Below are 15873 nucleotides of genomic sequence, written 5' to 3'. Positions count from 1 at the left end.
TTTGAATACCCTGACGCCTATGCGTTGGGGTATTTTTTTATGGAGAAAACACCATGAAAGGCAAAATCATCCCGCTGAATTTTCAGACGCGTCAGGACAGTGAGACTGGACACGAGGTCATACGGATGACGCCCCCGCATATTATTTGCCACCGTAATTACTTCTATCAAAAGTGCTTCACCCGCGATAGCAGCAAGCTGCTCTTTGGCGGCGCCTTTGAAGGGCACTGGAATTACTATCTGTTGGATATCCCCGGTCAGCAAGCCATGCAGCTCACCGAGGGGCCTGGAGATAACACCTTTGGCGGCTTTTTATCGGCTGACGATAAATCGCTCTGGTATGTCAAAGAGACCCGCGAGCTCCGGCGCGTCGACCTGGAGAGCCTTGAAGAGTACGTGGTGTACGAGGTCGATGACGACTGGGTCGCCTACGGCACCTGGGTGGCCAACAGCGACTGCACGAAGCTGGTCGGGATTGAAATTAAAAAGAGCGACTGGCAACCCCTCACCGACTGGAGCAAGTTTCGGGCATTTTACTTCACTCAGCCGGAGTGCCGCTTAATCAATATCGATTTACGCACCGGCGAAAGGAGGGTGATTTTGCAGGAGAAGCGCTGGCTTGGGCATCCCATTTATCGTCCGTTTGACGACAATACCATCGCTTTTTGCCATGAGGGCCCGCGCGATGCTATCGATGCGCGCATGTGGCTGATCAACCCCGACGGTCGCAACCTGCGCAAAGTGCGCCAGCACGCCGCAGGAGAGAGTTTTACCCATGAATTCTGGGTGCCGGACGGATCCGCTCTCTATTATGTGGCGCACAAAGAGCATGCAGCCCAGCGCTATCTGTGCAGTGCCGATCCTGCCACCTTAGAGAACCGCGAACTGATGGCCATTCCCCCCTGCTCTCATCTGATGAGCAACGACGATGGCTCGCTGATCGTCGGCGACGGCTCGCCGCACAACACGGGCGATATCAACCTGAACGATCCTTTTATCTGGGTATTCGATATTAAGAAGGGAACACAAAAAGCCATTTGCCAACATAACAGCAGCTGGAAAGTGCTGGACGGCGACCGTCAGGTGACGCATCCCCACCCCTCGTTCTCGCCGGATAATAAGTGGGTGTTGTACACCTCAGATACGGAAGGAATGCCTGCGCTCTATCTGTGTGCGGTTTAACTTGCTTGCCCCTCTCTATGCAAAGAAGAGGGGCAAACTGAACAGACATTACACGCCGATGTCGCGCAGTTTCTCTCCCGCCATCAGTTTGCGTTCGATATGTTCCAGCGTCACCCCTTTGGTTTCAGGAATAAGCCAGAAGGTGATGCCAATAAACGCCACGTTTAATGCCGTGTAGAGCCAGAACGTTCCCGCCGCACCAATGGCATCCAGCAATGTCAGGAAGGTTGCCCCGATGATCATGTTGGAGACCCAGTTAGTGGTGGTAGAGCAGGTGATGCCAAAGTCACGGCATTTCAGTGGCTGAATTTCAGAACACAAGATCCATACCACCGGCGCGGCGCTCATGGCATAGCCTGCAATGCACATCATGGTCATGCCCACCGAAAGCCAGGAGAGCCCGCTCGATGCGGTGCCGTTATCGAACTGCATCAGGCAGTAGCCGAGGATCAGCGTACCTATTGCCATCACGCTAAAGCCAATCTTCAGCGCCGGCTTACGCCCGGCTTTATCGACGGTGAACACGGCGATAAAGGTGGCAAACATAAAGGTCAGCCCGACCACCAGAGTGGCAATCATCTGCTGTTCTGTGGTGGTGAATCCGGCCATTTTGAAGATTCGCGGAGCGTAATACATGATGATATTCATGCCGGTAAACTGCTGCATCGCCTGCAATAACATACCGAGAAATACCGCGCGGCGTACATTGCGGTTAACCTTAAACAGCGACCAGCCGCCCTGCTTCAGCTTCAGACTTTCGCGGATCTCATTCAGCTCTTCGCGCGCTTTTTCAGAGGTGTCTCGCAGCATGCGTAGCACCTCTTCCGCCTCCACGTGGCGCCCTTTCTGCGCCAGCCAACGCGGGCTGTTCGGCAGGAAAATCACTAATACGATCAGCAGCAGCGCCGGTAACGCCAGTACTCCTAACATAGCGCGCCAGTTACCGCTGTAGCTAAAATAGGTATCCGACAGGAATGCCAGCACGATGCCCAGCGTCACCATCAGCTGATACATACTGATCATTTTCCCGCGCACGTTTTCACTCGCCATTTCCGAGAGGTAGAGCGGCGCCGTATAAGATGCAATCCCCACCGCCACGCCCAGCAGCACGCGGGCGAGCAACAGCACTTCAACCTGTGTGGCAAAGGCAGAGCCAACGGACCCGGCAACAAACAGAATTGCCCCCACCATCAGGCTGTATTTACGCCCCAGACGGAATGAGAGCCAGCCATTAAATAACGCACCTATCGCTGCGCCCAGCATCATGCTGCTCACTACCCACTCCTGCAGGCGGCTGCTGAGGGTGAAATGCTCGGTAATAAACGGCAATGCACCGGCGATCACGCCAATATCGAGCCCGAACAGCAGGCCTGCCACGGCAGCCGCAATCGAGACAAACTGATTCATGCGCCGGGTGTCACGCAGCGCAGCCGGCATAAGGGTAGAGTCATTTATTGATGTCATAATTTCCTGCCAGAACCGAAAATTCGTTAACTGAAATTACGAGATAAGGGGAATAAGTGTCAGGCGGGAATGGGTGAAGTTATGGATTAATTAGCTATGTCATAGCGTTATGTGATGGACATTACAATTTCAAATGATTATGAAAAATCTTAATTACCCGTTAATTAGCTAATAAATAAGCGATAAATGTGTGACGCCTGTCATGCCTGTTTTTTTAGTATGGATTAATTATCTTTCTTGATATGGATAATCAACATTACAGGCAAAAAAAACCTCCGCCCATGGGCAGAGGTTTTTTATAACGTGACGCGAAAATTAACGTGCCAGCCAGCCACCATCAACCGCAATGGTATAGCCGTTGATATAGTCAGATGCACCGGAGGCCAGGAATACCACCGGCCCCATCAGATCCGATGGCAGACCCCAGCGGCCTGCCGGAATACGCTCAAGAATGGCAGCACTGCGCTCTTCGTCAGCACGCAGCTGCTGGGTATTGTTCGTTGCCATGTAACCTGGCGCGATGGCGTTCACGTTAATGTTGTGCTGCGCCCATTCGTTGGCCAGCAGACGGGTCACGCCCATTACGCCACTTTTCGATGCGGTGTAAGAAGGCACACGGATACCGCCCTGGAAGGAGAGCATAGAGGCGATATTAATGATCTTGCCGCCGTTGCCCTGAGCGATAAAGTGCTTCGCCGCCGCCTGAGACATGAAGAACACGCTCTTGATGTTCAGGTTCATCACGTCGTCCCAGTCCTGCTCGCTGAAGTTGATCGCGTCTTCACGGCGAATCAGACCCGCGTTGTTTACCAGAATGTCGATTTTACCGAACTCAGCAACGGCGCGATCCAGCAGCTCAGGAATGGCGTCGATTTTACGCAAATCGGCAGTCAGGCTCAGGAAGCGACGACCCAGCGCAGTAACGCGCTCAATAGTTTCGGTCGGCTCAACGATGTTAATACCAACGATGTCGCAGCCCGCTTCTGCCAGACCTAACGCCATACCCTGGCCCAGCCCCGTGTCACAACCCGAAACAACGGCCACTTTACCTTGCAGAGAAAATGAATCCAGAATCATGTTTTTTCCTTAATCGTTCAGCGCCTGTCATAACAGGCAGAGTTATGCATAACTGCCCGCAGTTAGCGCAAATCTTTAACAGCGACGTGGTCCATGTCATCAAAGACCTGGTTCTCACCCACCATACCCCAGATAAAGGTGTATGCACGGGTACCAACGCCTGAGTGAATGGACCAGCTTGGCGAGATAACGGCCTGCTCGTTGTGCATCACGATATGGCGCGTCTCTTGCGGCTGTCCCATCATGTGGAATACGCAGGCGTCGTCTTCCATGTTGAAGTAGAAGTAAACTTCCATGCGGCGCTCATGGGTATGGCACGGCATGGTGTTCCAGAGGTTGCCCGGCTCAAGCTCGGTCAGCCCCATGCTGAGCTGGCAGGTTTCCAGCACATCGGGAACGAAATATTTATTGATGGTGCGACGGTTGCTGGTGAGGTTATCCCCCAGCGTGACAGGAGCGACGTCTGCCGGGGTCACTTTTTTGGTGGGATAGGTGGTATGCGCAGGCGCGCAGTTGTAGTAGAACTTCGCGGGTTTGCTGTTATCTACGCTGGCGAAGACCACCTCTTTGGCACCCTTGCCTACATACAGCGCGTCGCGATGACCAATTTCGTAGCACTGGCCATCTACGGTGATGGTACCTGGCCCACCAATGTTGATCACGCCCAGTTCGCGACGCTCGAGGAAGTAGCTTACGCCCAGCTGTTTGCCCACTTCGCCGCCCACGGAGACGGTTTTTGCCACCGGCATAATGCCGCCAACAATGATGCGGTCAATGTGGCTGTACACCATGGTGTACTCATCCGCGACAAACACTTTCTCAACTAAAAACTCATTACGCAGCCCCTGGGTATCCAGCGTTTTTGCGTGCGCACTGTGGATGCTTTGTCTGACTTCCACATTAACCTCCAACGTATTCTGGCTAGTTAGCCTGGATAATTAACAAAACGATGTTCCGTTTTCATGATGAGCACATATTATCTTCTGTGAAATGGGTTTTCAATTGCATTCGAAACGTTGTTTCACTTTTTCTGCATGTTAATCTCAGAAGTGTAGTTTCGATCACGATTGTCAGGCTAGCGGCCCTACCGCGCTGTTTAAGGTGTTTTTTAAATAACTTTAAAAACAGGAAGATAGAATAGAGAAAGGTTCTCAGCAGGATATTCAGCACAAAAATTATTATCAGCAATAACATGAAACTGAATGATACAAATGTCTCCATATTGTCCAGAAGTGCGCCACCAGTCACACACATTGAAACGATGTTTTGATAATTTAATACCCAGTTTTTAAACCATTATCTTCAGGGCCTTTGCCCTACCGTCGACATCAAGGAGCGCATCATGGCAAAAGGTATGCGGGTCAAGCTGAACTATGACGTTAGCCGCGATCCGGATACAGGCGTGGAAGTCACCCGCCTGACCCCCCCGGAAGTAACGTGCCACCGTAACTACTTCTATCAAAAATGCTTTTTCAATGATGGCAGCCATCTGCTGTTTGCCGGAGAGTTTGACGGCCACTGGAACTACTACCTGCTGGATATCAACAAAGCCGAGGCCGTACAGCTGACCGAAGGGGCCGGTGATAACACCTTTGGCGGCTTCTTGTCACCCGACGATACTTCGCTCTACTACGTGAAGAACGATCGCACCCTGCGGGAAGTGGATCTGCGCACGCTCGACGAGCGTGAAATCTATCGCGTGAGCGATGACTGGGTCGGATACGGCACCTGGGTGGCGAACAGCGATTGCACGAAACTGGTTGGCATTGAAATCGCCAAAAGCGACTGGACGCCGCTCAATGACTGGAAGATCTTCCACGACTTTTTCCACAAAGGCCCACACTGCCGTCTGCTGCGCGTGGATCTGCAAACCGGCGAAAGCCGCGTCATCCATGAAGAGAAAAACTGGCTCGGTCACCCTATCTATCGCCCGTTCGATGACAACACCGTTGCGTTCTGCCATGAAGGTCCGCACGACCTGGTCGATGCACGCATGTGGCTGGTCAATGAAGACGGGAGACATGTGCGTAAAGTGAAGGAGCACGCTGAAGGCGAAAGCTGCACCCACGAGTTCTGGGTGCCAAACGGTTCTGCCCTGATTTATGTCTCTTATCTGAAGGGCGAACAGGGCCGCACGATTTATCGCTTCAATCCGGATACCGGCATTAATGAAACCGTGATGCAGATGCCCGCCTGTTCCCATCTGATGAGTAACTTTGATGGCACGCTGCTGGTAGGCGACGGCTCTGGTACGCCGGTGGATGTGAAAGACACCAGCGGCTATACCATCGATAACGATCCTTATCTGTATGCGTTCGACGTGGCGAAGAAAGGTTATTTCCGCATCGCGCGTCACGATACCTCCTGGGCCACGGTAGCAAATAGCCGCCAGGTGACCCATCCGCACCCTTCCTTTACGCCGGATGACAGTGCGGTCCTGTTTAGTTCCGATAAAGACGGTAAACCCGCTCTTTATATCGCGAAACTTCCTGAGCAACCTGAAATGTTGCAATCTTAATTGAGTTAGTGTTTCTGTAACTGGCCTTGCCCTCCTTCGCGGAGGGCTTTTTTTATTTCTACTGCCACCCGCAAGATATTTCAGCCACAAAAAAGCCGGCGCATGAGCCGGCTTTTCTTTCCCTGATGCTGTCTGGTTAGAATGAATATGCCACACCTAAACGGAAACGGGTTTGACGTTCATCCGTTGTTTTAACACCGACGTTACCCACTTCAGCGTATGGTGCCCAGTTTTTATCCCACTTATATGCCAGCTTCACGTTATACTCTTGAGAATAATCTTTGTTGTTATTGCGAATGGTGCCTTCAGAGCTTTTCGCATAAACATAATTCAGCTCGGTGCGCCAGTCGCCCATTACCCAACCGATCCACGCATCACCACGATTGACTTTATCGTCTTCCCGGTCTGGCGTAGAAGGATAACGGTTATATTCATAACGGTAACGTGCGGCCATGTAGAAACCGCTATCGAAGCTATATTGCGCATGCAGATAAGGTTTATAGACGGTATTACTCTCTTTGCTTTCCAGCGTCAGGCCCGGCGTTATCGCAATATTCTTGTTTGCTTTCCAGCGCCAGCTAATTTGTTCTTCGTGACCATTGCCCACGATATCTGCAAAAGGCTGATCGGCTTTATCACCACCTGATTTCCATTTCGCTTCAACAGAGAAACCAAAACCATTATCAAAACGATGTGATACGGACACGCGGTCTGCGTTAGTTCCTGTATCGATATACTCATGACGCAAATCTACGGTAACAGCCTGAGCCGCGAAAGACGCACCAATGAGAGAAGCAAGGACCAGAGATTTTTTAAACATGGGACACCCTCAATTAAAATGATGTTTCGTTTTTATGGAATTGCATTTTATTTTTTAAATAACGATATTTTAGTGATCCTGATCGTAATTACTTGTTTCATTTTTTTTGGCAACGATGGACGTGACAACCATCAACAAAAGAAGATGATTAAGGGGAAATTTAATGGTAAGGATCACAAAAGAAGGGTATTAACGCACGGGATTAATGACACTTAAATTATTAGAAAATTGAGAATTGACTTATGCGGATAAAAATAAGATTCATTTCACAAAAAAAGCCCCCAAAATTGGGGGCTGTGTAGCAGGAGATATTACTGCGCTGGGGTTATCTTTCGATGGCGAGCGCCACACCCTGGCCGCCGCCGATACATAATGTGGCCAGCCCTTTACGGGCATTGCGCTTCGCCATCTCATGAACCAGCGACACTAAAATACGACAGCCTGAAGCGCCAATAGGGTGACCGAGGGCGATTGCCCCGCCGTTAACGTTGACCCGGAGAGGATCCCACTCCAGCATCTTACCTACCGACAGCGCCTGCGCGGCAAAGGCCTCATTGACTTCAATCAGATCCACGTCGCTGAGTTGCCAGCCTGCACGCTCGAGACAGCGGCGGGTGGCATAGACCGGCGCAATCCCCATCAGGGCAGGATCGACCCCCACGCTGGCAAAGGCTTTTATACGCGCCAGCACCGGCAGATTCAGCTCTTCGGCTTTACTCTCACTCATCATCATCACCGCCGCAGCACCGTCATTGATTGACGACGCATTGCCGGCGGTCACGGAACCGAGCATTTCAAAGGCCGGAGCCAGCATAGCCAGCCCTTCAGCGCTGGCATCCACACGCGGTTGTTCGTCGGTATCGACGATAAAGGGTTCGCCGCCAGCGCGGGATGCGGCAACCGGTACAATCTCATCGCGAAAACGCCCGGAATCTATAGCCGCGCGGGCCTTTTGCTGAGAGCTAAGCGCATAGGCATCCTGTAACTCACGCGTGATGCCATATTCCCGCGCCAGGTTCTCTGCGGTCACGCCCATATGGTAATCATTGAAGGCATCCCACAGGCCATCGTGCACCAGGCTATCGATAAGCTGACTGTTGCCGAGCTGCGCACCGGTGCGGCTGTCGGTCAGAACATGCGGAGCACGGCTCATGTTCTCCTGCCCCCCCGCAATGACCACGTCGGCTTCGCCGCACTGGATCGCCTGCGTGGCCAGGTGCAGTGCCTTCAGGCCCGAACCGCATACGTCGTTAATGGTGATCGCCGAGACGGTATTCGGGAGTCCCCCTTTTAACGCCGCCTGCCGCGCGGGATTTTGCCCGGCTCCTGCGGTCAATACCTGACCGAGGATCACTTCATCAATTTCATGGGCAGCAACGCCGCTACGTGCCACCAGCGCGTTAACCACCACGCTACCCAGCTCAACCGCAGAGTGACGCGCCAACGCTCCCTGAAAACAGCCAATAGCTGTACGCAATGCACCCACAATGACGACGTCTTTCATCTCAACCTCTGCGCAAAATGACACCGGCAATAGTAGAGGATTGTTATCAACTATTAATGTAATTGTTTAAAAATAGTGAGTTTTATCACAAAGGATTTGTGGCTTAACGCCGCAGGACATTAAGAAGAGTAATCATTATCAAGGTAATTATAAGAGAACGTATTTGCATTATCTCAGCAGAAAGATAAGTTAGAAATTGCAAACACGCGTTCACACTGGAGTAACAAATGGTCGACTGTATCATTCCAGAAATAAAAGAATCAGAAGACGAAATTATTGCCATCCGCCGTTATTTACATGCCAACCCAGAATTAAGCCTCGAAGAGTTTAATACCAGTAATCTGGTTGCCCGCCAGCTAGCATCGTGGGGCTACCAGGTTACCCGTGATATCGGTAAAACCGGCGTTGTGGGTTCGCTCAGCAAAGGCCAGGGCAGTAAAACTATCGGCCTGCGGGCCGATATGGATGCGCTGCCGATTTTTGAAACCACCGACCTCCCCTGGGCCAGTACCGTACCCGGCAAAATGCACGCCTGTGGTCACGACGGACACACCGCCATTTTACTGGCGACGGCAAAATACCTCGCCTCAGACGCCTGTCAGTTTAACGGCACAGTGCACCTTATTTTCCAGCCGGCCGAAGAGGCAATTGGCGGGGCGGATTTAATGATTAAGGATGGGTTGTTTGACCGCTTCCCCTGCGACCGAATTTTTGCCCTGCACAATATGCCCTGGCTGCCGACCGGTAAATTCGGCTTCTATGAAGGCAACTTTATGGCCTCTGCCGATACCGTCAAAATTACCCTTAACGGCTACGGTGGACATGGCGCGCACCCTGAGCGTAGCGTCGATCCCATTCTGACGGGCGCCGCGTTGGTGATGGCGTTGCAAAGCATTGTTTCGCGAAACGTACCGCCGGGAGAAACCGCCGTCGTTACCGTAGGGACCTTCAACGCGGGTATTGCTTCCAACGTGATCCCGGATAGTGCCCAGATGGAACTGACAGTACGTTCCATGAAACCGGAGATCCGTGAGCTACTGATTCGCCGTATTAAAGAGATTGCCGATCTCACCGCCCGTAGCTATGGCGCCCGCTGTGAAATCGAGATTTATGACTCCTACCCGGTATTAATTAATGATGCCGAACAGACTGCTTTTGCCCGCCAGCTGGCCATCGAGTTTTTTGGTCAGGATGCGGTGCTGGATAGCGTATCGCCTTCTAACGGCAGCGAAGACTTCGCTTTTATGTTGCAGGAACGCCCTGGCAGTTATTTCTTACTCGGCAACGGCGAGAAAGGGGAGAAAGGCGGCTGCATGGTGCATAACCCGGGCTACGACTTTAATGACGAAATCATCACCACGGGCGCCTCTTTCTTTGCCCGTTTAGTGGAAAACTATTGCCGTTAAGAGAGTACATAAAAATGAAAAAATATTTATTACCGCTGCTGGCATTGATGGCTGCCTCATCCGTGTTCGCGGGTGAGACCCGGGAGCTCCGCTTTGGCGTAGATCCGACCTTCGCCCCTTTTGAGTCGAAAAATCCTCAGGGCGACGTGGTTGGGTTTGATATCGATCTGGGTAATGCGATTTGCGCAAAGTTACAGGCGAAATGCGTCTGGGTAGAAAATAATTTCGACGGGATTATTCCCTCCCTGAAGGCGCGTAAGTTCGATGCCATTTTATCGGGGATGTATATCACCGAGAAACGCAAAGAGCAGATTGCCTTCAGCGACAAGATATACAGCGGACCCGCTTTCCTGGTCGCCCGTAAAAATAGCCTGCCCGACAACAGCCTGGCCCAGCTGAAAGGCAAAACCATTGGCGTTGAGCAGGGTTCCGCCCAGGAGACTTATGCCAACCAGAAGTGGCGCGGTGAGGGAGTTAACGTGGTGGCGTATCAGGGGGCCGACCAGGTTATCCGCGATCTCGAATCCGGGCGAATTGACGGGGCTGTCCTCTCGGGCGTTATGGCTGAGTACAGTTTTCTGAGCAAACCCCAGGGCAAGGCATTTGGTTTTGTTGGCGGCGCGCTTCAGGACGATGCCCTGTTTGGCGCCGGGGCGGCCATTGGTCTACGTAAAGAGGACGATAAGCTGCGCCAGGAGCTGAACGGGGCGATTGCCGCGATCCTGGCGGATGGTACCTACAAAAAGCTCGCCGACCGCTATTTCAGTTTTGATATCTATACCGGTAAGTAATGTTTTCCCGCTCGTCACAAACGGATGGGCGGGCCTTTTCTGCCGGACGATGTCCCGGGATCGGCCTTCTCCTGTAAGTAATGCCGCAGCCAGTTCCCCGCCATTCCCGGCGGGGAACGTTTATTCCATACCACATCAATGGCCACCGATCGCGGCCACCCTGCGACATTGAGCTGCACCAGAGTTTTAGCCGGCGCGAACTCCTCTACCAGCGCGCAGGGTAATTCGCACCAGCCGAAGCCCTGCACCGCCATGCTGAGCAACATCAGATAGTTAGGTGCAGACCAGACCGGCCCCTGAGCCAGCGTTGGCTGGCGCTCCAGATAGGTGTTCAGGCGCAGTTCTCGCCAGCCGTGCAGTTCATCGGCATTGATGCGCGTCTGCGCCGCCAGAGGGTGGCCGGCTGAGGTATATATCGCCATGTGCGTCTGCATGGGCAGGCGGGTGGCACCAATATCGGTGGGATAGTGCTCACGCGCCTCGGTCAGGCCAATCTGTGCCCGCTCTTTTTGCAGCAGATCGATCACGTCCTCTTCTTCCCCAATCAGACATTCGAATTCGGTGTGTGGAAAGCGCTCGTCAAAACGGTAGAGCATCTCTTCAAGCACATCCGGGTGCAGGGTGTCAGAAAGTACAAAGGTCAGCCGGGGTTCAGTTTCATCGCTGAGCGAGACCGCCAGTTCATCGAGACGGGCGCTGGCGGCCAGGATCGACTGGACATAGCCCAGCACCTGCCTGCCCTGAGCGGTCAACACCGGCTGTCGTGCACTGCGATCAAACAGTATAAAACCGAGATCGTCCTCCAGGTGGGCGATGGCCGTGCTGATGGTGGACTGGCTTTTTCGTAGACGGCGGGCCGCAGCGGAGAAGGATCCCGCCGCCACCGTCTCGACAAACGCCGTTAATGCTTCAGGAGAGTAGCGCATGGTGTATCTACTTTATCGATGGAATCCAACTTTTATATATCAGTTTAAACGATAAAAATAGCGACATTATTTTGCCCATACAGGCACGCTAACGAGGTATCAGGTTATGCAGCACAACGATGTTCAACGCAGAAAACTGCCGGAACGCATCTTTCACGCCGTCTGTTTTGAGGGGATTGCCACGGCGATCCTCGCGCCGACAACCGCCTGGCTGATGCAGCGCCCGGTGCTGGAGATGGGAGGATTAACCCTGATTCTCGCCACCACCGCGATGATCTGGAACATCATTTATAACGCCGGGTTCGACGCACTGTGGCCCCGGCATAAGGTGCCGCGCACGACCAAAGTGCGCGCCCTGCACGCGCTCGGTTTTGAAGTCGGATTTATATTTATCGGCGTCGGTATCGTATCGATGGTGCTGGGCGTGAGTCTGCTTCAGGCGTTTATGTTAGAGATAGGGTTCTTCATTTTCTTCCTGCCCTACACCATGTTCTATAACTGGGCATACGACACGCTGCGCGATCGTATTATCCGCCGCCGCGAGCTGCGACGCGCCGCAGCAAACTAACGTCCCCACCGGCCGGAAATGCTTTCCGGCCCCGCTTACCTAACGTCAACTGCGCCGTCTCCCCATAATTATGGTAAATTAGTCTCCTTTTTGTTGTTTTTATAGTTGATACGTTTTTCTAATGTCGAAAATTTGGTCTAAAGAAGAGACCCTCTGGAGCTTTGCCCTGTATGGCACTGCCGTGGGCGCAGGAACCCTGTTCTTGCCTATCCAGCTCGGGTCCGCAGGCGCTATCGTCCTGTTTATCACCGCTCTTGTGGCCTGGCCACTCACTTACTGGCCTCATAAAGCACTGTGCCAGTTCATCCTCTCCTCAAAGACAAAAGGCAATGAAGGGATCACCGGTGCGGTAACGCACTACTACGGAAAGACGATCGGCAATCTGATCACCACGCTCTATTTCGTGGCTTTCTTTGTGGTCGTGCTGATCTATGCCGTGGCGATCACCAATTCGCTTACTGAACAGCTGGCAAAACGCATGACGGTAGACCTTACCGTGCGGGTGCTGGTGAGCCTTGGCGTGGTACTGGCCCTTAACCTCATCTTCCTGATGGGACGTCATATCACTCTGCGGGTAATGGGTTTTCTGGTCTTCCCGCTGATCGCCTATTTTCTGCTGGTCTCGATTTATTTGACCGGCAGCTGGCAACCCACCCTGCTCACCAGCCAGATGAGCTTCGATAAACAGACGCTGCATCAGGTGTGGATATCGATCCCGGTCATGGTATTTGCCTTTAGTCACACGCCGATCATTTCAACCTTTGCCGTTGACCGTCGGGAAAAGTATGGCGATGCCGCCATGGGACACTGTACCCGCATCATGAAGGTGGCCTATTTGATCATCTGCCTGAGCGTGCTGTTCTTTGTCTTTAGTTGTCTGCTGTCGATTCCGCCGGCCTATATCGTGGCCGCCAAAGAGCAAGGCGTGACCATTCTCTCTGCGCTGTCGATGATGCCTTCGTCGCCGTCCTGGCTGGGTATTTCCGGGATTGTGGTCGCCATTGTGGCGATGTCGAAATCCTTCCTTGGCACCTATTTTGGCGTGATCGAGGGGGCGACGGAGATAGTGAAATCGTCGTTGAACCAGGTGGGGGTCAAGAAAAGCCGGGCCTTTAACCGCGCGCTCTCTATTATGATCGTGTCGTTGATTACGTTCGTGGTGTGCTGCATTAATCCGAACGCCATTTCGATGATTTATGCCATTAGCGGGCCGCTCATCGCCATGATTTTGTTCATCATGCCGACGTTATCAACCTACCTGATCCCGTCCCTGAAACCCTACCGCTCGGTGGGCAATCTGCTGACGCTGATTGTCGGCGTGATGTGCGTATCGGTGATGTTTATCGCCTAAATCGCCATGCCATAGACGTGCAGCACGCTGGTCTGATCCGGCGTGCTGAACACGTCGTCGCGCAGATGGCGCATGCCCTGCGCTTCATAAAACCGCCTTGCCCTTTCGTTGCCCTGCAATACCTCAAGACAAAAGTAGCGACTGCCGCTGGCTTTCGCGCGGGTTAACACCTCTGTAAAGAGTAATTGTCCAAAGCCATGGCCGGTAGCGGCCTGGGTGAAATAGAGTTTATTCAGCAGCGTACCCGGCTCCGCGGGCTGCTGCTGCCGGGTGTATTTTGCAAAACCGATGGGCTTATCGGTGATGGCCAGCAGCCAGCGCACGTCAGGGTCATTCAGGCTGGCCGTAAGGATCGAGACAGAATACTCCTCCTCCAGCCATGCCAGCATCGCCTGTTGCGAATGCCAGTAGTGGGCAAAGTGGCTAAGGTAGGTTGTTTTGCCTAATGCGGATAGCACGGCGATATCCTCAACCGTGGCTTCTTTAATCTGTAAATCCATGCTTCCCCCTGATATCCCTGAAAGAGTACCGGGGGGCATAGCACTGAGGCAACTATCAGATTTTGCAGGATAAGGTCTGTGAATGCGACATCAGGCGCGGATACTGTCGTACTCGCGATTATTATCAAATTCATGCTTAGCAAACGGGCAGAGAGGAATGATTTTGCGATTCTCTGCACGCATTTTTTCGACTACTTTCGCCACCAGCTGTTTGCCCACCCCTTGTCCCTTCAGACTCGGATCGACATCCGTATGTTCAATGATGCTCAGGTGCTCGCCCGTAGGCACAAAGACGATTTCCGCGACCTGGTTACCTGCGGCATCATTGACATAAAATTTGTTGTGGCCTTCCTGAATTTCCATAATTTCTCGCTTATTTATGACGGTATTTAAGGGCGCCGCTCGGGCAGGTGTCGATGACGCGCACCACGGTATCTACATCCACTTCATCAGGGATGATCCAGGGTTTACGTTTAAGATTGAAGAGCTTTGCACTTCCACGCACGCAGTTGCCTGCATGCTGGCAGATACCGGTATTAAAATAGACATCAATTTTTTCACCGGTATAGGCGCGATACCCCGCTTCCAGGAGTTCGTTATCCATGACATTGCCTCTGTAATTATTATTGATTCGGCAATAAGAATAGCGCTACGGCTTATTGAGAAGCAAAATGAAAAAGGGTGCCTCAGGCAGTTCAGATAGAAGAGTGGCGTTTTAAAAAGAGAGTGGAAGAAGATGCGCTTTTTTTCGTTTAAAGCTGTGATTGTTCAGGCTGACAGAGCGTTAAGCGGCTGATTATTTGTCGGGTGATGCATGAATAAAGGGATTTTTTAAGAAAAGAGAAAGCTGGAGCGGGCGAAGGGAATCGAACCCTCGTATAGAGCTTGGGAAGCTCTCGTTCTACCATTGAACTACGCCCGCTTTGAGGTGCGTAAAGCATTATAGGCTTTACGCACACGCTGACAAGCCTGCTAACAGCTAAGTGGCGATTAAATAACCATTTAGCACTTCGGTTTTCCACCCGGGGCGGGCAGATAGCGCTGGGGATCGATAGCCGTGGCGCGATAGCGGATCTGGAAATGCAGCGCCACCGTATTGGTCCCGGTACTGCCCATGGTGGCGATCTTCTGTCCGGCCTTTACGTTTTGCCCGTTATTCACCAGCATGGAATCGTTATGCGCATAGGCGGTAATGTAATCCTCACCATGTTTAATCATAATCAGGTTGCCATAGCCACGCAGCTGATTACCCACGTAGACCACTTTGCCGGCATCCGAGGCATAAACCGGTGAACCGCGCGTGCCTGCGATATCTATTCCTTTGTTCCCCCCTTCTGCGGTGGAATAGGGAACAATCACTTTTCCACTGGCAGGCCAGACCCAGCAGCGCTGCCCAACCGGTGGCCAGGAAGAGGTCGGCACCGCATAGGACGGCGTGACGGCAGTTTTTCTGCTGCTCTTGCCAGACGATTTTTTCGAACCCGCGCTGCTGCCGTTCACGTTCAGCTTCTGCCCGATTTCGATGGTATACGGCGGAGAGATATTATTCAGACGCGCCAGCTCCTTCACGCTGGTGCCCGTCATCCGCGATATGCGATAAAGGGTATCGCCGCGTTTAACGGTATACACCGCACCGGAATAACTGCCCCCCGAAGATTTACTGCCCGAACATCCCACCAGCAAAAGTGTGAGCGTCAGGCAAGTAAGCGCGAAGAGGTTTTTTCTCGTCAGGCTTCCTGCAAACAAAACAGTTCCTTATTCAACGTG

At 52.5% G+C, this 15873-nt stretch carries 16 protein-coding genes and 1 tRNA gene; 6 read left to right on the top strand and 11 right to left on the bottom strand.

What is annotated here, in order from left to right:
* The first annotated feature begins 53 nt into the window (after positions 1 to 53).
* Positions 54 to 1181, top strand: coding sequence for an oligogalacturonate lyase family protein (locus tag B3511_RS20435; protein WP_286791455.1), 1128 nt, complete (start codon positions 54 to 56; stop codon positions 1179 to 1181).
* Positions 1182 to 1229: 48 nt separating this feature from the next.
* Here B3511_RS20435 and B3511_RS20430 read toward each other — a convergent pair whose 3' ends face one another.
* The 3 genes from B3511_RS20430 to kduI form a co-directional block, all read right to left on the bottom strand.
* Positions 1230 to 2645: an arabinose-proton symporter AraE gene (locus B3511_RS20430; RefSeq protein WP_286791453.1), complete on the bottom strand. Its 1416-nt coding sequence runs from the start codon at positions 2643 to 2645 to the stop codon at positions 1230 to 1232.
* Between the two features lie 315 nt (positions 2646 to 2960).
* Positions 2961 to 3722 carry a 2-dehydro-3-deoxy-D-gluconate 5-dehydrogenase KduD gene (gene kduD / locus B3511_RS20425; protein ID WP_040074172.1) on the bottom strand — a complete coding sequence of 254 codons (762 nt, stop codon included), beginning with the start codon at positions 3720 to 3722 and terminating at the stop codon, positions 2961 to 2963.
* A gap of 62 nt (positions 3723 to 3784) precedes the next feature.
* A complete protein-coding gene (gene kduI, locus B3511_RS20420; RefSeq protein ID WP_040078401.1) occupies positions 3785 to 4621 on the bottom strand; it encodes a 5-dehydro-4-deoxy-D-glucuronate isomerase in 837 nt (278 codons plus the stop codon).
* A 443-nt stretch (positions 4622 to 5064) separates the two neighbouring features.
* Here kduI and B3511_RS20415 point away from each other — a divergent pair, with 443 nt between their 5' ends.
* Positions 5065 to 6240, top strand: coding sequence for an oligogalacturonate lyase family protein (locus B3511_RS20415; RefSeq protein ID WP_286791452.1), 1176 nt, complete (start codon positions 5065 to 5067; stop codon positions 6238 to 6240).
* Positions 6241 to 6376: 136 nt separating this feature from the next.
* On the opposite strand, the gene B3511_RS20410 is transcribed toward B3511_RS20415, so the two are convergent.
* Positions 6377 to 7060, bottom strand: a complete 684-nt coding sequence (locus B3511_RS20410) for an oligogalacturonate-specific porin KdgM family protein (protein ID WP_040074170.1) — start codon at positions 7058 to 7060, stop codon at positions 6377 to 6379.
* 325 nt (positions 7061 to 7385) lie between these two features.
* Entirely contained in the window at positions 7386 to 8564 is a 1179-nt protein-coding gene (locus tag B3511_RS20405; protein WP_040074167.1) for an acetyl-CoA C-acetyltransferase, read from the bottom strand.
* Between the two features lie 227 nt (positions 8565 to 8791).
* Here B3511_RS20405 and B3511_RS20400 point away from each other — a divergent pair, with 227 nt between their 5' ends.
* Positions 8792 to 9970, top strand: coding sequence for a M20 aminoacylase family protein (locus B3511_RS20400; RefSeq protein ID WP_040074164.1), 1179 nt, complete (start codon positions 8792 to 8794; stop codon positions 9968 to 9970).
* A gap of 14 nt (positions 9971 to 9984) precedes the next feature.
* On the top strand, positions 9985 to 10761 hold the full coding sequence (locus B3511_RS20395; protein ID WP_212476458.1) for an ABC transporter substrate-binding protein: 777 nt from the start codon (positions 9985 to 9987) through the stop codon (positions 10759 to 10761).
* Positions 10762 to 10775: 14 nt separating this feature from the next.
* On the opposite strand, the gene B3511_RS20390 is transcribed toward B3511_RS20395, so the two are convergent.
* Entirely contained in the window at positions 10776 to 11687 is a 912-nt protein-coding gene (locus B3511_RS20390; RefSeq protein ID WP_286791450.1) for a LysR family transcriptional regulator, read from the bottom strand.
* Between the two features lie 106 nt (positions 11688 to 11793).
* Here B3511_RS20390 and B3511_RS20385 point away from each other — a divergent pair, with 106 nt between their 5' ends.
* Both B3511_RS20385 and B3511_RS20380 read left to right on the top strand, forming a co-directional pair.
* Entirely contained in the window at positions 11794 to 12255 is a 462-nt protein-coding gene (locus tag B3511_RS20385; protein WP_286791448.1) for a multidrug/biocide efflux PACE transporter, read from the top strand.
* Between the two features lie 121 nt (positions 12256 to 12376).
* Positions 12377 to 13606, top strand: coding sequence for an amino acid permease (locus tag B3511_RS20380; RefSeq protein ID WP_263616346.1), 1230 nt, complete (start codon positions 12377 to 12379; stop codon positions 13604 to 13606).
* Here the strand turns inward: B3511_RS20380 and B3511_RS20375 are convergent.
* The 5 genes from B3511_RS20375 to actS all read right to left on the bottom strand — a co-directional run bounded on the left by B3511_RS20375 (position 13603) and on the right by actS (position 15852).
* Complete coding sequence (locus tag B3511_RS20375; protein WP_286791446.1) at positions 13603 to 14106, bottom strand: GNAT family N-acetyltransferase; 504 nt, start codon at positions 14104 to 14106, stop codon at positions 13603 to 13605. The genes B3511_RS20380 and B3511_RS20375 overlap by 4 nt on opposite strands.
* 90 nt (positions 14107 to 14196) lie before the next feature.
* Positions 14197 to 14469 carry a GNAT family N-acetyltransferase gene (locus B3511_RS20370; RefSeq protein ID WP_040074156.1) on the bottom strand — a complete coding sequence of 91 codons (273 nt, stop codon included), beginning with the start codon at positions 14467 to 14469 and terminating at the stop codon, positions 14197 to 14199.
* 10 nt (positions 14470 to 14479) lie between these two features.
* Complete coding sequence (gene yjdI / locus B3511_RS20365; RefSeq protein WP_040074154.1) at positions 14480 to 14710, bottom strand: 4Fe-4S mono-cluster protein YjdI; 231 nt, start codon at positions 14708 to 14710, stop codon at positions 14480 to 14482.
* A 244-nt stretch (positions 14711 to 14954) separates the two neighbouring features.
* A tRNA-Gly gene (locus B3511_RS20360) sits at positions 14955 to 15028 on the bottom strand.
* A gap of 80 nt (positions 15029 to 15108) precedes the next feature.
* A complete protein-coding gene (actS, locus tag B3511_RS20355) occupies positions 15109 to 15852 on the bottom strand; it encodes an amidase activator ActS (protein ID WP_212476464.1) in 744 nt (247 codons plus the stop codon).
* Between the last annotated feature and the right edge of the window lie 21 nt (positions 15853 to 15873).

Origin of the sequence: Leclercia sp. UBA1284, from assembly GCF_002308415.1 — a bacterium.
GTDB classification, from domain to species: Bacteria; Pseudomonadota; Gammaproteobacteria; order Enterobacterales; family Enterobacteriaceae; genus Enterobacter; species Enterobacter pneumoniae.
This window is presented reverse-complemented; position numbering and strand designations above follow the sequence as displayed.

Excerpts from the sequence above, each read along its gene's own strand:
- B3511_RS20430 (WP_286791453.1), bottom strand. The coding sequence starts at position 2,645 with ATGACATCAATAAATGACTCTACCCTTATGCCGGCTGCGCTGCGTGAC.
- B3511_RS20410 (WP_040074170.1), bottom strand. The coding sequence starts at position 7,060 with ATGTTTAAAAAATCTCTGGTCCTTGCTTCTCTCATTGGTGCGTCTTTC.
- B3511_RS20380 (WP_263616346.1), top strand. The coding sequence starts at position 12,377 with ATGTCGAAAATTTGGTCTAAAGAAGAGACCCTCTGGAGCTTTGCCCTG.
- B3511_RS20385 (WP_286791448.1), top strand. The coding sequence starts at position 11,794 with ATGCAGCACAACGATGTTCAACGCAGAAAACTGCCGGAACGCATCTTT.
- B3511_RS20390 (WP_286791450.1), bottom strand. The coding sequence starts at position 11,687 with ATGCGCTACTCTCCTGAAGCATTAACGGCGTTTGTCGAGACGGTGGCG.
- B3511_RS20405 (WP_040074167.1), bottom strand. The coding sequence starts at position 8,564 with ATGAAAGACGTCGTCATTGTGGGTGCATTGCGTACAGCTATTGGCTGT.
- yjdI (WP_040074154.1), bottom strand. The coding sequence starts at position 14,710 with ATGGATAACGAACTCCTGGAAGCGGGGTATCGCGCCTATACCGGTGAA.
- B3511_RS20400 (WP_040074164.1), top strand. The coding sequence starts at position 8,792 with ATGGTCGACTGTATCATTCCAGAAATAAAAGAATCAGAAGACGAAATT.
- B3511_RS20435 (WP_286791455.1), top strand. The coding sequence starts at position 54 with ATGAAAGGCAAAATCATCCCGCTGAATTTTCAGACGCGTCAGGACAGT.
- B3511_RS20415 (WP_286791452.1), top strand. The coding sequence starts at position 5,065 with ATGGCAAAAGGTATGCGGGTCAAGCTGAACTATGACGTTAGCCGCGAT.
- B3511_RS20395 (WP_212476458.1), top strand. The coding sequence starts at position 9,985 with ATGAAAAAATATTTATTACCGCTGCTGGCATTGATGGCTGCCTCATCC.
- B3511_RS20375 (WP_286791446.1), bottom strand. The coding sequence starts at position 14,106 with ATGGATTTACAGATTAAAGAAGCCACGGTTGAGGATATCGCCGTGCTA.
- kduD (WP_040074172.1), bottom strand. The coding sequence starts at position 3,722 with ATGATTCTGGATTCATTTTCTCTGCAAGGTAAAGTGGCCGTTGTTTCG.
- B3511_RS20370 (WP_040074156.1), bottom strand. The coding sequence starts at position 14,469 with ATGGAAATTCAGGAAGGCCACAACAAATTTTATGTCAATGATGCCGCA.